The 12,967-nt window shown below is 63.7% G+C and carries 12 protein-coding genes; 2 read left to right on the top strand and 10 right to left on the bottom strand.

The window, feature by feature from the left end:
* The first annotated feature begins 15 nt into the window (after positions 1–15).
* Positions 16–876, top strand: a complete 861-nt coding sequence (locus B0G71_RS09165) for an outer membrane protein assembly factor BamD (protein ID WP_106283536.1) — start codon at positions 16–18, stop codon at positions 874–876.
* Between the two features lie 122 nt (positions 877–998).
* Here B0G71_RS09165 and rlmD read toward each other — a convergent pair whose 3' ends face one another.
* From rlmD to surE, 6 genes are all read right to left on the bottom strand, one after another.
* Positions 999–2,417: a 23S rRNA (uracil(1939)-C(5))-methyltransferase RlmD gene (rlmD, locus tag B0G71_RS09160; RefSeq protein WP_116148432.1), complete on the bottom strand. Its 1,419-nt coding sequence runs from the start codon at positions 2,415–2,417 to the stop codon at positions 999–1,001.
* Between the two features lie 217 nt (positions 2,418–2,634).
* Positions 2,635–3,411, bottom strand: a complete 777-nt coding sequence (locus B0G71_RS09155; RefSeq protein ID WP_116141141.1) for a 3'-5' exonuclease — start codon at positions 3,409–3,411, stop codon at positions 2,635–2,637.
* A gap of 4 nt (positions 3,412–3,415) precedes the next feature.
* Complete coding sequence (rpoS, locus tag B0G71_RS09150; protein ID WP_106283539.1) at positions 3,416–4,498, bottom strand: RNA polymerase sigma factor RpoS; 1,083 nt, start codon at positions 4,496–4,498, stop codon at positions 3,416–3,418.
* 11 nt (positions 4,499–4,509) lie between these two features.
* Positions 4,510–5,454 (bottom strand): peptidoglycan DD-metalloendopeptidase family protein, encoded by a 945-nt coding sequence (locus B0G71_RS09145; RefSeq protein WP_116141139.1) that lies wholly within the window; start codon positions 5,452–5,454, stop codon positions 4,510–4,512.
* A 5-nt stretch (positions 5,455–5,459) separates the two neighbouring features.
* Positions 5,460–6,512 (bottom strand): protein-L-isoaspartate(D-aspartate) O-methyltransferase, encoded by a 1,053-nt coding sequence (locus B0G71_RS09140; protein ID WP_116141137.1) that lies wholly within the window; start codon positions 6,510–6,512, stop codon positions 5,460–5,462.
* On the bottom strand, positions 6,509–7,267 hold the full coding sequence (gene surE / locus B0G71_RS09135; protein ID WP_116148431.1) for a 5'/3'-nucleotidase SurE: 759 nt from the start codon (positions 7,265–7,267) through the stop codon (positions 6,509–6,511). Before surE ends, B0G71_RS09140 begins: the two co-directional genes overlap by 4 nt.
* Positions 7,268–7,491: 224 nt before the next feature.
* Between surE and B0G71_RS09130 the strand changes: the two genes are divergently transcribed.
* The gene (locus tag B0G71_RS09130; RefSeq protein ID WP_116141135.1) at positions 7,492–8,466 is read left to right on the top strand and encodes an NADPH:quinone oxidoreductase family protein; all 975 of its coding nucleotides are present in this window, start codon (positions 7,492–7,494) and stop codon (positions 8,464–8,466) included.
* 145 nt (positions 8,467–8,611) lie between these two features.
* Here the strand turns inward: B0G71_RS09130 and B0G71_RS09125 are convergent, their stop codons facing one another.
* The 4 genes from B0G71_RS09125 to B0G71_RS09110 form a co-directional block, all read right to left on the bottom strand.
* On the bottom strand, positions 8,612–9,436 hold the full coding sequence (locus B0G71_RS09125; protein WP_116116844.1) for an ABC transporter permease: 825 nt from the start codon (positions 9,434–9,436) through the stop codon (positions 8,612–8,614).
* 53 nt (positions 9,437–9,489) lie between these two features.
* Positions 9,490–10,302 (bottom strand): ABC transporter ATP-binding protein, encoded by an 813-nt coding sequence (locus B0G71_RS09120; RefSeq protein ID WP_106283544.1) that lies wholly within the window; start codon positions 10,300–10,302, stop codon positions 9,490–9,492.
* Between the two features lie 121 nt (positions 10,303–10,423).
* Positions 10,424–11,461 carry an ABC transporter substrate-binding protein gene (locus tag B0G71_RS09115; protein ID WP_116141133.1) on the bottom strand — a complete coding sequence of 346 codons (1,038 nt, stop codon included), beginning with the start codon at positions 11,459–11,461 and terminating at the stop codon, positions 10,424–10,426.
* Between the two features lie 74 nt (positions 11,462–11,535).
* On the bottom strand, positions 11,536–12,777 hold the full coding sequence (locus tag B0G71_RS09110; RefSeq protein WP_116141131.1) for a CaiB/BaiF CoA-transferase family protein: 1,242 nt from the start codon (positions 12,775–12,777) through the stop codon (positions 11,536–11,538).
* Positions 12,778–12,967: the final 190 nt, after the last annotated feature.

Here is a 12,967-nt window from a genome sequence, read left to right as displayed (position 1 = left end):
AAGCTAGACTGGAAAATGCGAGCCTTGAACACCATTACTAAAGCGGCGATCAATTTGGCGGCCATCAAGAAGGCGGCCCGGAAAGTGGCCGGATACATTGCGTGCGCCGCAGCCGTCGCCGTTGTTGCGGCTTGCCACGGCCTGCCGGAGAAGACCGACGAAACGGCAACGTGGAACAACAACAAATTATATACGGAGGCGAACGACGCCTTGACCGGTGGTGATTACGGCAAGTGCGCCAAGTACTTCGAAATGCTCGAGGGGCGCGACCCGTTCGGCCACTTCGCGCAACAGGCGCAGATCAACGTTGCGTACTGCAACTGGAAAGACAATGAAAACGCCGCCGCCGACCAGGCTATCGACCGCTTCATCCAGCTGCACCCGGATCACCCGGACATCGCTTACGCGTACTACCTGAAGGGCATGATCCACTTCAACGACGACCTCGGTCTGTTCGGCCGCTTCTCCGGCCAGGACATGAGCGAACGCGATCCGAAGTCGCTGCGTGAGTCGTACGACGCGTTCAAGGTCGTGGTGGACAAGTACCCCAACAGCAAGTATGCGCCGGACGCCGCGCAACGCATGCGCTATATCGTGAACGCGCTGGCGTCGCACGAAGTTCACGCAGCGGATTATTACTACCGCCGTGGCGCTTATGTCGCCGCGATCAACCGCGCGCAACTGGCGCTCACGCAATACAAGAACGCACCGGCTATCGAAGACGCGCTGCACATCATGATGCTGTCGTATCAGAAGCTGAACCAGCCGCAACTGGCCGATGACACGAAGCGCGTGCTGGCCGGCACTTTCCCCGACAGCCCGTACATCACGGGTCATGCACGACCGGGTACGGAAAAGTCGTGGTGGCAGTTCTAAGCTTCACCGCGTATTGAGAAATAGCAGGGAAAAAAACGCCACGACGGAAGTCGTGGCGTTTTTGTTTGTGCCGTTGCGTTGCCTTACGTCGCCGAGGCGCCACGCGGCCGCGCCAGCGCCCCTCAATCCCGCTCGAACAACGCAATCGACTCCACATGCGACGTGTGCGGGAACATATTGACCACGCCCGCCCCCACCAGCCGATAGCCCGCCTCATGCACGAGCAGACCTGCATCGCGCGCGAGGGTCGCCGGGGCGCACGAGACGTAGACGATGCGCTTAGGCAGCGGCCCAGCGCCGCTCTGCGCGATCTCCACCAGCGCCTTGGCAACGGCCAGCGCGCCTTCGCGCGGCGGATCGATCAGGAACTTGTCGAAGTGGCCGAGCGCGCGCATGTCGTCGGCGGTGACTTCGAACAGGTTGCGGCACGCGAACGACGTATGCCCCGCCACGCCGTTCAACCCGGCATTGGCCAGCGCGCGCGAGGTCAACACCTCGCTGCCTTCGATCCCCACGACCTCCCTCGAAATCCGCGCGAGCGGCAGCGTAAAGTTACCGATCCCGCAGAACAAATCGAGCACCCGGTCCGTGCGCGCCGGCGCCAGCAAGCGCAGCGCGCGGCTCACCAGCACGCGGTTGATGGCGTGATTCACCTGGGTGAAATCGGTCGGCTTGAACGGCATGCGGATGTCGTATTCCGGCAGCGTGTAGTCGAGCTGTACGTCGAGCGGATAGAACGGCGTGACCGTGTCCGGGCCGCCCGGCTGCAACCAGAACTGCACCTTGTGCTGGTCGGCGAAATCACGCAGCACCTGCTCGTCCGCAGCGGTGATGGGCTCGAGGTTGCGCACCACCAGCGCCGTGACGGATGAACCGACCGCCAGTTCGAGCTGCGGCATGCGGTCGTAGATCGACAGCTTGCGCACCATGAAACGCAACGGCATGAGCATGGCCGACACGTGCGGCGGCAGCACTTCGCACGTCTTCATGTCGGCGATGTAGCTGCTCTTCTTCTCATGGAAGCCGATTCGCATGCCGCCCTTTTCCGGCAGGAAGCGCACTGCCAAACGCGCACGGTAGCGATAACCCCAGGACGGCCCATGAATCGGCCGGAACACCGTTTCCGGGCGCAGCTTCGCCAGATGCTGCAGGTTGTCTTCGAGCACGCGCTGCTTGACGGCCACCTGCGCGCGAATGTCGAGATGCTGCATCGAACAGCCGCCGCAGATATCGAAGTAAGTGCATTTCGGCTTGGTGCGCATCACGCTTTCGCGGAACACTTGCACCACTTCGGCCTGCTCGAATTTGGGCTTGCTACGATGCGTCGAATAACTGACGCGCTCGCCGGGCAACGCGCCTTCGACAAAGATGACCTTGCCAGACGTGCCGTCTTCGGTTTCGGTGCGGCCGACACCGCGCGCTTCCATATCGAGCGAAACGATTTCGATGACCGGCTCGTTGCCGGTGACGACATGTGCCGGCGCGGGCGAGGGCGTCTTGGAGCGCTTCGGCGCGCGGCGATGGGGGGCAGTTCGGGACACCTGCGACTTCCTGACAAACTTGGGGAAAGGCGAGATTGTAGACGAAGCGCCGCGCCTGCCCTTCATTCGGCACGGCGGGAACGGCTCCAAGCGGGTCAACGCCGAGCGCAACACGAGAGTTCGCAGACGACGAGCGCGTTGCATCCTGACCAAAAGGACCGCCGCGGCCCTGCAATCCGCCGCAGGGCAGTCACGTCACGCCCCGACCGCAAGCGGCTTACTGGTCAAACGCCGCCAGATACTCGGCCCATTGCGGCGCCGTTTCCAGCGCCAGCGCGTTCTTGACCAGGTTGATCTCGTCAGCATACTCCGCAGGCGAAAACGCGCCGCGAATCAGTTGAAAGCGGCAATAGAGCAAGTATGTATTGACGACGTCGGTCTCGCAGTAATTGCGAATTTCCTCGATGCGCCCTTGCTGATACGCGTGCCACACCTGACTGCCGTCCATGCCCATTTTGCCTGGGAAGCCGCACATCTTGGCGAGCGCGTCGAGCGGCGCGTTGGCGCGCGCCTGGTACATGGCGAGCACATCCATCAGATCCGTGTGACGCGCGTGATAGCGGCTGATGTAGTTGTTCCACTTGAACTCGCGGTCGTCCTCGCCGAGATCCCAGAACTTGCAGGCGGGAATGCCGTTGACGAGCGCGCGGTAGTTCAGCACCGGCAGGTCGAAGCCGCCGCCGTTCCACGACACGAGCTGCGGCGTGTACTTCTCGATCACGCGATAAAACGACTGCACCAGCGCCGCCTCGCCGTCTTCCAGCGTGCCGAGCGAACGCACCCGGAAACCATTGTTGTCGCGGAACACGCAGGAAATCGCCGCGATCCGTTGCAGATGATGCGGCAGGAAATCGCTACCGGTTTTTTCGCGGCGCGCGGCGAACGCATGCTCGGCGACTTCGGCGTCGCTCAGGTCGGCGGGCAAATCTTCGAGGCGGCGAATGCCGGCGACATCGGGAATCGTCTCGATGTCGAAAACAAGAATCGGTGTCATCAGGTTATAGAACGGCGTCCTTGCGAACACCGTTGGAGGCGAAGAAGCGCTTCAACCGCACGAGCGCTTCCTGTTGGATCTGGCGCACACGCTCGCGCGTGAGGCCCATTTCGTCGGCCAGCTCTTCGAGCGTGGCGGGTTCGATGTGATTCAGGCCGAAGCGGCGCTCGATCACATGACGATGCTTGTCCGACAGGCGAGCCAGCCACGCGCGTGTAAGCGTTTCCAGCTCGCGGTGCTGCACTTCGGCATCCGGCGACTGGCTCTGGTCGTCGGACAGCAGATCGAGCAGGCTGCTCGCCGGATCGAGATCGAGCGGCGCGTCGAGCGACGCGGTGTGCTCGTTCAGCGCGAGGATGTCGGTGACTTCGTCGGTGGTCTTGCCGGTCAGATAGGCGATGTCGTCGATACTGGCGTCGCGGCGCTCGGCGGCCTCGCCGGAATTCATCGAATTTTTTTCCAGATGACGCTTGGCGCGCAACACCTGGTTGAGCTCGCGAATCACGTGCACCGGCAAACGGACCGTGCGCGCCTGATTCATGATGGCGCGCTCGATACTCTGGCGAATCCACCACGTAGCGTAAGTGGAAAACCGGAAGCCGCGCGTCGGATCGAACTTTTCGATGGCGTGCATCAGGCCGAGATTGCCTTCCTCGATCAGATCGAGCAGCGGCACGCCGCGATTCAGATAGCCCTTCGCGATGCTGACGACGAGCCGCAGATTGCGCTCGATCATGACTTGCCGCGCTTCGAATTCGCCGGCCTTGGCAAGACGCGAATACTTCTGCTCTTCCTCGACGGTGAGAAGCGGCTTGACGCTGATACGGTTCAGGTAGTGCTGAATCGTGTCGGCCGTCAGCTCGGCTTGCAGCAGCGCGCGGAAATCGTCCGCGTCCGGCGCGGCTTCGCTCGCGCCTTCACGGGTCTCGCCGGCTTCGTCCGCGCCGCCCTGGCGTTCGTCGAGATCGCGTTCTTCTGCGACTTCTTCTTCCACTTCCGAAGCGCCGCTTTCCTCCACCGAAGCGGACATAGCGTGGCTGATCGTCTCAGACTCGGCTTGCGGCGGGCGGCGCTTCGATTTCGGCATGGTCGTATCGCTTATTGCGGCGGCAAATACTTCAGTGGGTCGACAGGTTTACCCTGCCGGCGAACTTCGAAATGCAACATCACACGGTCGGAATCGCTATTGCCCATCTCGGCGATCTTCTGCCCCTTCGTCACCGCGTCCCCCTCTTTTACCATCAAAGAGCGGTTATGTGCATACGCCGTGAGATAAGTTGCATCATGCTTGATGATAATGAGATTGCCGTAACCACGCAGCCCATTTCCGGCATAAACCACGCGGCCGTCCGCCGATGCCTTCACCGGATCGCCGGCAGCGCCGCCGATATTGACGCCCTTGTTGGTCGAGTCGTTGAAGGTGCCGAGCAGCGGTCCGCGCACCGGCCACGCGAACGTCACGTTGCCGGACGCGCCGGCGTTCGAATCGCTGGCCGCGCCGGGCGTGGTGGGCGGCGTCAGCGACGCGTTGTTCGTCGTGGAACCGTAGATGGGCGGCGCCGCCACACCGGCCGCGCCAGCAGTCCCGCCCGCCGCTGGCGGCGTGCTGCCGAGCGGTGCGCTTTGCACCGCACCACCGCTGCCGATCGGCGCCGTCGACACGCCCGGCGTCAGCGCCGCGGTGTTCGCACCCGGCGGCACGACGCGCAGCAACTGATCGACTTCGATCTGATTCGGGTTGGTCAGATTGTTCCACGCCGAAATGTCGCGGTAGTTCTGGCCGTTCTCCAACGCGATCCGGTACAGCGTGTCGCCCGGCTTCACGCGATAGTAGCCAGGCGGCGGCGGTCCGAGCGGCACGGCCGGCTGCGCGGCTTGCGTGCCGAGCACGCCGCCGCCGGAGCGGTCGACGACCGGCGCCTGATCGAGCCGGGATGCGCAAGCCGTCATCAACAGGGACAAGGCGAGCACGCACACGCTACGCTGGGTTACGGTCATGGGGACATTCAGTGTGGTTCTTTGCATCGCGCGCAACATACTCATCGGTGTCAAATCACTCCGGATTTTAAGGGTACAAAGAAAACGCGATCAAGCCGCGACTCGCGCCACTGCGCGGGTCCGAGGCGTTCGACCAGAGTCAGCACCTGGTTCTGGCCGTCCTGCGAGCCGACCGGCGCGACCAGACGGCCGCCGATCGCGAGTTGTTCAAGTAATGCTTGCGGTACGTCCAGTCCCGCCGCGGCGATCACGATCGCGTCGAACGGCGCCGCCGCCGGCAGTCCCAACCGTCCGTCGCCGTAATGCAGGCGAATGTTCGGGATGCGCAGCGGACGCAAGTTCGTCTTCGCGCGTTCGGACAAAGGCTTGATGCGCTCGATCGAATAAACCTCGCGCGCGACCTGGCTCAGCACGGCCGCCTGGTAGCCACAGCCGGTGCCGATTTCGAGCACGTTGTTCAGCACGCGGCCGGCGGCGGCCAGCTCGATCATTCGCGCGACCACCGACGGCTTGGAGATCGTCTGGTGATGGCCGATCGGCAACGCCGCATCTTCGTAGGCCTGAACCGCGAGACCCGGGTCGACGAACATGTGGCGCGGCACCACCGACATCGCGTTCAACACGCGCTGATCGGTCACGCCGTTCGCACGCAGGCGTTCGACCATGCGTTCGCGAACCCGTTCCGACGTAAGTGCCATCGCGCCGTTCAAAGCGACATTCGGCGCGGCGCTGCGCTCGTTGGATCGGGCCGCGGGTTTGGCCGATGCCGCCAACTGCGGCGCGGTGCGTGTCGTCGAACTTTGAACGACCGGCTTGGCTGGCGTTTTAACGGACGGCGCGGCCACCGGCTTCGGCGGCGTCGCCGCCGAAGGCTTGGCTTGCGGTTTTAGCTGCACCGCGGGCTGCGCCCTTGCCTGCCTGGATTGGGATTTACCCGTGGAGCCAGGCGGCGCATTCTTCGCGGGCTGCTGGCGCGCGTTCAGTGCCGCGCTCGCGGCGAGCGCCGCCGCGCGGATTTCGCCTGGGCGTCCTTCGGGCCGGCGCGGTTCGCGCACCAGGTCCTCGAGGCCGAGCGGAAAGCGCTTGGCGCGCTCGCTGGTCATGAAGCGCCGCCGCCGGCGCGCGCCCAGTCGCGCGCTGCGGGCAGCATTTGCGTATGGGTCAGGTCGAGCTGCAACGGCGTGATCGACACGTGGCCGTTGGCGACAGCGTGAAAGTCGGTGCCTTCGCTCGCGTCGCGCGCGCTGCCCGCCGGGCCGATCCAGTAGATCGGCTCGCCACGCGGGTTGGTCTGGCGAATCACCGGCTGCGACGGATGCCGTTTGCCGAGCCGCGTGATCCGCCAGTCGCCGAGTTGTTCGTACGGTAAATTCGGAATGTTGACGTTCAGGAGCGGATGCCCAGGCAACGGCTGCTGCAGATAGTGCGCGACGATTTCAGCGGCGACACGCACGGCGTCGTCGAGATGCACCCAGTCCTTGTCGACCAGCGAGAACGCAATGGCCGGCACGCCGAACATGATGCCCTCGGTGGCGGCCGCGACGGTGCCCGAATAGAGCGTGTCTTCGCCCATGTTCTGACCGTTGTTGATGCCCGAGACCACGAGGTCCGGCGTGTGGTCGAGCATGCCGGTCAATGCGATGTGCACCGAGTCGGTGGGCGTGCCGTTCACGTAATAGAAACCGTTGGCCGAGCGCAGTACCGAGAGCGGCCGCGACAGCGTCAGGGAATTCGACGCGCCGCTGCAATTCTGCTCGGGTGCCATCACGGTGACGTCCGCGATCGGCTTGAGCGCTTCGTAAAGCGCAGCAAGGCCGGGCGCCAGATAACCGTCGTCGTTGCTGAGTAGGATTCGCATGCGGCGATTGTAACCGAGGAAAGAAGACGCGCGAACGACACGGCGGGCCGTGCGCGCGACGTATGCAATGCGCACGCGTCGGGATCGTGAAAGGCTGGCGCGAATCGGCGGCCGGACATGCATCGAGCACTCGCCGAGCGCACGCAAGGCAATAAAAACGCACGGTCGTGCTGATTGATTTACACTCAGAATACTTGCGAACCCCAGATCGAAACGGAGACACGATGCGCGCGATTCGCTGCAAACAATATGGGCCGCCGGAGAGCCTGGTCGTCGAAAGCCTGCCGGACCTCGAAGCGCCGCCAGGCCATGTCGTGATCGACGTGAAAGCCGCGGCCGTCAACTTTCCCGACGTGCTGATCATCGAGAACAAATACCAGTTCAAACCGCCCCTGCCCTTCACGCCCGGTTCGGAAGTCGCGGGCGTGGTGCGCGCGGTCGGCGCCGACGTCACGCAGTTCAAGCCCGGCTCGCGCGTGGTCGCCTTCACGGGTCAGGGCGGTTTCGCGGAGCAGGCGCTCGCGCCGGCCGCGGCGTGCGTACCGTTGGCGGACCATGTGGACTTCGAGTTGGCGGCGGCGTTCACGCTGGCGTACGGCACGTCGCATCACGCCGTGGTCGATCGCGGCGCATTGCAGGCGGGCGAGACGATGCTGGTGCTCGGCGCGGCCGGCGGCGTCGGGCTGGCAGCGGTCGAAATCGGCAAGGCGCTCGGCGCGCGCGTGATCGCGGCGGCGTCGAGCGACGAGAAACTCGCGACCTGCGTCAAGCACGGCGCGGATGCCACCATCAACTACAGCACCGAAGATATACGCGAGCGCGTCAAGGCGCTCACCGACGGCAAAGGCCCAGACGTGATCTACGATCCGGTGGGCGGCGTGTATGCGGAGCCGGCATTTCGCAGCATCGGCTGGCGCGGGCGTTATCTGGTGGTCGGCTTCGCCAACGGCGAGATTCCGAAGCTGCCGCTCAACCTGACGCTGCTCAAAGGCGCGAGTCTGGTCGGCGTGTTCTGGGGCGACTTTGCGAAGCGCGAACCGCAGCACAATCACGCGGCGTTTCGGCAGATGACACAGTGGATCGGTGAAGGCAAGCTTAAGCCGTATGTGTCGGCGCGCTATTCGCTCGATGATACGGGGCGTGCGTTACGGGATATGGCCGAGCGTCGCGTGATCGGGAAGGTGGTGGTGACGCCTTAATCCTCGTGTGACCGATTCGGTCTGGTGGCAACCAAAAGAAACGACGCACGGTTTTCCAACTCGCGCGTCGTTTCTTTTTGCTAAGCCTCGTGCGTTGCGTATTGAGCATTGCGCTTCGCGCGTATCGAACGCGCGCCGCTCTGCCCTACAGCTTTTCCGTGTCGCCGGTCTTGGGCTGCCACTTCATCAAGCGCCGCTCGCCGATGCCCACGATCGCATCCAGAATCAGCGCGAACGCGGTCAACACCAGAATCCCGGCAAACACGGTATTGATATCGAAGGTGCCTTCGGCCTGCAGAATCAGGTAGCCGACGCCGCGCGCCGAGCCCAGGTATTCCCCCACCACCGAGCCGACAAACGCCAGTCCCACCGACGTATGCAAGCTCGAAAACACCCAGCTCATCGCGCTAGGCAAGTAGACGAAGCGCAGCAGATGCTTGCCGTTCGCGCCGAGCATGCGCGCGTTGGCGAGCACGACCGGACTGACTTCCTTCACGCCCTGATAGACGTTGAAGAACACGATAAAGAACACCAGCGTGACGCCGAGCGCCACCTTCGACCAAATCCCGAGCCCGAACCACACGCCGAAGATCGGCGCGAGAATCACGCGCGGCATCGAGTTGGCGGCTTTGATGTACGGATCGAACAGCGCGCTCGCCAGCGGTGAGAGCGCGAGCCACAAGCCCACGCCGAGCCCGAGCGCCGTGCCGAGCGCGAACGCGAGCACGGTCTCGACCAGCGTGATCCACAGATGCAGATAGATCTCGCCGCCCACGAACCACTCCCAGATCCGTTGCAGCACTTTCTGCGGCTCGCCAAAGAAGAACGCGGCCTTGTTCGGGTCGTCGAAATAGAAAGGCGGCAGCAGCGTCGGGCTGGTCAGCACGTACCAGAACACGAAGCACAGCACGAGCAGCAGCCATTGCCAGATCACCAGATTCGCCCGGTTCGGGCGCAACGTCTTCCACATGACTCGGTTTGCCTTGGACGATTGATTAACGCCAATACGTGACGCGCTTGCGTTTATACGGCGGTGAGTTGCTGCTGATAGCCTTTGAGTACTTCGTCGCGCAGCACGCTCCATATCTGCGCATGCAACTCGACGAAACGCGGATGCGAACGGATTTCAGCGACGTCGCGCGGACGCGGAAGGTCGATCGTGAATTCGCCGATCGGGTGCGTGCCCGGCCCGGCCGAAAGCACCACCACGCGGTCGGACATCGCGATCGCTTCGTCGAGATCGTGCGTGATGAACAGCACCGCTTTGCGTTTGGCGGCCCAGAGGTCGAGCAACTCGTTTTCCATTAACTGACGCGTCTGGATATCGAGTGCGGAAAACGGCTCGTCCATCAGAATGATGTCCGGATCGAGAATCAGCGTTTGCGCCATCGCGACGCGCTTGCGCATGCCGCCCGATAGCTGATGCGGATAGCGATCGCCAAAGCCGCCGAGCCCTACGCGCTTTAACCACTCGTCGGCTTTGACGCGGGCTTCTGCCGGCGGTACACCGTGGAATGCGAGGCCGGCCATGACGTTGTCGATGGCCGAGCGCCACGGCATCAGCGCGTCGGCCTGGAACATATAGCCGGCGCGCCGGTTAATGCCCTTGAGCGGCTCACCGAACACGCTGACCGTGCCCGACGAAGGTCCTAGCAAACCCGCGCCGACATTCAGCAGCGTGGATTTGCCGCAACCGGTTGGCCCGACCACCGAGACGAACTCGCCCGGCGCGATGCGCAGCGTGGTGTCCTTCACCGCCGTGTAGCGCTGCGCGCGATTGTCGCGCGCAGCGAACGTGCAGGTGATGTTCTCGAGCGCCAGTGCGGCAACGGTCATCGTTCAGCTCGCTTCGAAAGATCGGATTGGTATGTGATCAGGTCACGTCATCGTACGCGGCACCGGGATGGGGTTGCGACGCGCGCTGCGTCGCCTCACACTCCGGATGCCCGCGCTCGACTCAAGCCTTGACGGTTGTCAGCGCTTTCTTGACGAAGTCGTTGGTCCACGTCTTCGACAGGTCGATCGGCTTGCCCTGCACGTTCGGGTCGAATGCCTGCAAGGTCTTCAGCGACGTCGCGGGACCGTCCGCCGGCATCAGGCCGTCGGGCGACATCGCTTCCTTCACGTGCTGCCACGCGTCCAGATACACCGCGCGGTCGCCGAGCAGGTAGCCTTCCGGCACCGTGTTGATCAGTTCGCTGCCGGTCGCCGTTTGCAGCCACTTGAGCGCGCGCACCATCGCGTTGGTCAGCGCCTGCGTGGTGTTGGGATTCTTCGTGATGAAGCTTTGCGAGGCGTAGAGACACCCCGCCGGCATATCGCCACCGAAGACGCTGCGCGTGTCGGCGAGCGTACGCGTGTCCGACACCACGCGAATCTCGCCGGTGCGCTCGAGCTTGGTCATGACGGGGTCGAGATTGGCGATCGCGTCGATCTGCCCCGACTGCAACGCGGCGATCGCGCCGGCGCCCGCGCCGACGCCGATAAACGCGACGTCTTTCGCGCTCAGCCCCGCTTTCGCCAGCACGAAGCTCGCCATGATCGAGGTCGACGAGCCCGGCGCGGTCACGCCGATTTTCTTGCCCTTCAGATCGGCAATCGACTTGTAGTTCGGCATGGTCTTCTTCGAAACCGCGAGCACGATCTGCGGCGCGCGCCCTTGCAGCACGAATTCGCGGAACATCTGCTTTTGCGCCTGCAGCAGCAAGGTATGCTCGAACGCGCCGGACACCACGTCCGCGCTGCCCCCGACGGCCGCCTTCAATGCCTGCGAGCCGCCGGCGAAGTCGGAGATTTCGACGTCGAGCCCTTCGTCCTTGAAGTAATTGCGGCGCTCGGCGATGGTGAGCGGCAAGTAGTAGAACAGGTTCTTGCCGCCGACGGCGATCGCCACCTTGCTGGTTTCAGGTTTGCCCTGCGCGAAGGCGAGCGGCGTGGCGGCGAGCGTGGCGCCCGCGAGTGCGGCGGTGCCGGCGAGAAAACTTCTCCGTTGCATGGGCTCGAGTCTCCAAACTTTCGTGGTCCGGTTTATCTTTTTAGCGCGGCGCTCGCGGGCGCCGCGTGTGCTGCTCAAACGATCTGTTGCGCGTGCAACCTTGCAATGTGGTCTGCATCATAACCTAGCGATTGCAGGACTTCATCGGTATGTTCACCCAGTTCCGGGCCGAGCCAGCGTGTTTCGCCCGGCGTGGCCGAGAGCTTCGGCGTGACCGACGGCAGCGTGATCTCCTTACCGTCCTGCCATTTGAAACGCTGGATCATCTGGCGCGCCATGAACTGCGGATCGGTGAACATGTCCGCCACACTGTAGATGCGGCCCACCGGCACGTCGGCGGCATTCAGCACGGCGAGCGCTTCGTCGATGGTGCGCGTGGCGAGCCAGGCGGCGATCGCGCCGTCGATTTCCTGGGTGCGCGGCACGCGGCCGTCGTTATGCGCGAGCGCCGGATCGTTGGCGAGATCCTCGCGCTCGATCGCGATCATCAGGCGCTTGAAGATCGGATCGCTATTGCCGCCGATCACGATACTGCCGTCGCGGCACGGATACGTATTGGACGGCACGATACCTGGCAGCGACGCGCCGGTGCGCTCGCGCACCATGCCGTACACGCCGTATTCGGGCACCACGCTTTCCATCATGTTGAAGACGGCCTCGTACAGCGCGACGTCGACGACCTGCCCTTTGCCGCCGTTCACCTGTTTGTGATGCAGCGCCATCAGCGCGCCGATCACGCCGTGCAGCGCGGCGATCGAATCGCCGATCGAAATACCGATGCGCGGCGGCGGCAAGTCCGGGTAGCCGGTGATATGACGCAAGCCGCCCATCGATTCGGCGATCGCGCCGAAGCCGGGCCGGTCGCGATACGGACCGGTTTGCCCGTAACCGGACAGCCGCACCATGACGAGACCGGGATTTTCCGCCGACAGCACGTCATAGCCGAGCCCGAGTTTCTCCAGCAAACCGGGCCGGAAATTTTCGACGACGATATCCGCTTCTTTCGCGAGGCGCCGCACGATCTCCTTGCCCTCTTCGGCCTTCAGATTGATCGTGACGGATTTCTTGTTGCGTGCCTGCACGGCCCACCACAGCGACGTGCCGCCGACTTCCGGATAGAGCTTGCGCCATTTGCGCAGCGGGTCGCCGCCCTTGGGATCTTCGATCTTGATGACGTCGGCGCCGAACTCGCCAAGAAAGCGCGCGGCGAACGGGCCGGCGATCAGCGTGCCGAGTTCCAGCACCTTGACGCCGGCGAGCGGGCCGGTTTTATCTTGCGGCGCGGCGCTCGCGCCGGATTCAGAGGTAGCGCTCATGTGTCTCCTTTGTCGGCGGGAGTTAGCGCTTTAGCGCTTACTCCCGCCCCATGCAAAGCTGTCGACCCGAGTTAGCGCTTCAGCGCTTACTCCGGTCCCATGCAAGGCTGTCGGCGGGAGTTAGCGCTTCAGCGCCTTACTCCCGCCCTATGCAAACCTGTTCCGCGCTAACGCGCGTCACCATACGGCG

It is taken from the genome of Paraburkholderia sp. BL27I4N3, assembly GCF_003386115.1.
Classification (GTDB): Bacteria; Pseudomonadota; Gammaproteobacteria; order Burkholderiales; family Burkholderiaceae; genus Paraburkholderia.
This window is presented reverse-complemented; position numbering and strand designations above follow the sequence as displayed.

What these genes read in the sequence shown, in the direction of transcription:
- B0G71_RS09165 (WP_106283536.1), top strand. Translation starts at nt 16, where the DNA reads ATGCGAGCCTTGAACACCATTACTAAAGCGGCGATCAATTTGGCGGCC.
- B0G71_RS09155 (WP_116141141.1), bottom strand. Translation starts at nt 3,411, where the DNA reads ATGACACCGATTCTTGTTTTCGACATCGAGACGATTCCCGATGTCGCC.
- rpoS (WP_106283539.1), bottom strand. Translation starts at nt 4,498, where the DNA reads ATGCCGAAATCGAAGCGCCGCCCGCCGCAAGCCGAGTCTGAGACGATC.
- B0G71_RS09145 (WP_116141139.1), bottom strand. Translation starts at nt 5,454, where the DNA reads ATGAGTATGTTGCGCGCGATGCAAAGAACCACACTGAATGTCCCCATG.
- B0G71_RS09140 (WP_116141137.1), bottom strand. Translation starts at nt 6,512, where the DNA reads ATGACCAGCGAGCGCGCCAAGCGCTTTCCGCTCGGCCTCGAGGACCTG.
- surE (WP_116148431.1), bottom strand. Translation starts at nt 7,267, where the DNA reads ATGCGAATCCTACTCAGCAACGACGACGGTTATCTGGCGCCCGGCCTT.
- B0G71_RS09130 (WP_116141135.1), top strand. Translation starts at nt 7,492, where the DNA reads ATGCGCGCGATTCGCTGCAAACAATATGGGCCGCCGGAGAGCCTGGTC.
- B0G71_RS09125 (WP_116116844.1), bottom strand. Translation starts at nt 9,436, where the DNA reads ATGTGGAAGACGTTGCGCCCGAACCGGGCGAATCTGGTGATCTGGCAA.
- B0G71_RS09120 (WP_106283544.1), bottom strand. Translation starts at nt 10,302, where the DNA reads ATGACCGTTGCCGCACTGGCGCTCGAGAACATCACCTGCACGTTCGCT.
- B0G71_RS09115 (WP_116141133.1), bottom strand. Translation starts at nt 11,461, where the DNA reads ATGCAACGGAGAAGTTTTCTCGCCGGCACCGCCGCACTCGCGGGCGCC.
- B0G71_RS09110 (WP_116141131.1), bottom strand. Translation starts at nt 12,777, where the DNA reads ATGAGCGCTACCTCTGAATCCGGCGCGAGCGCCGCGCCGCAAGATAAA.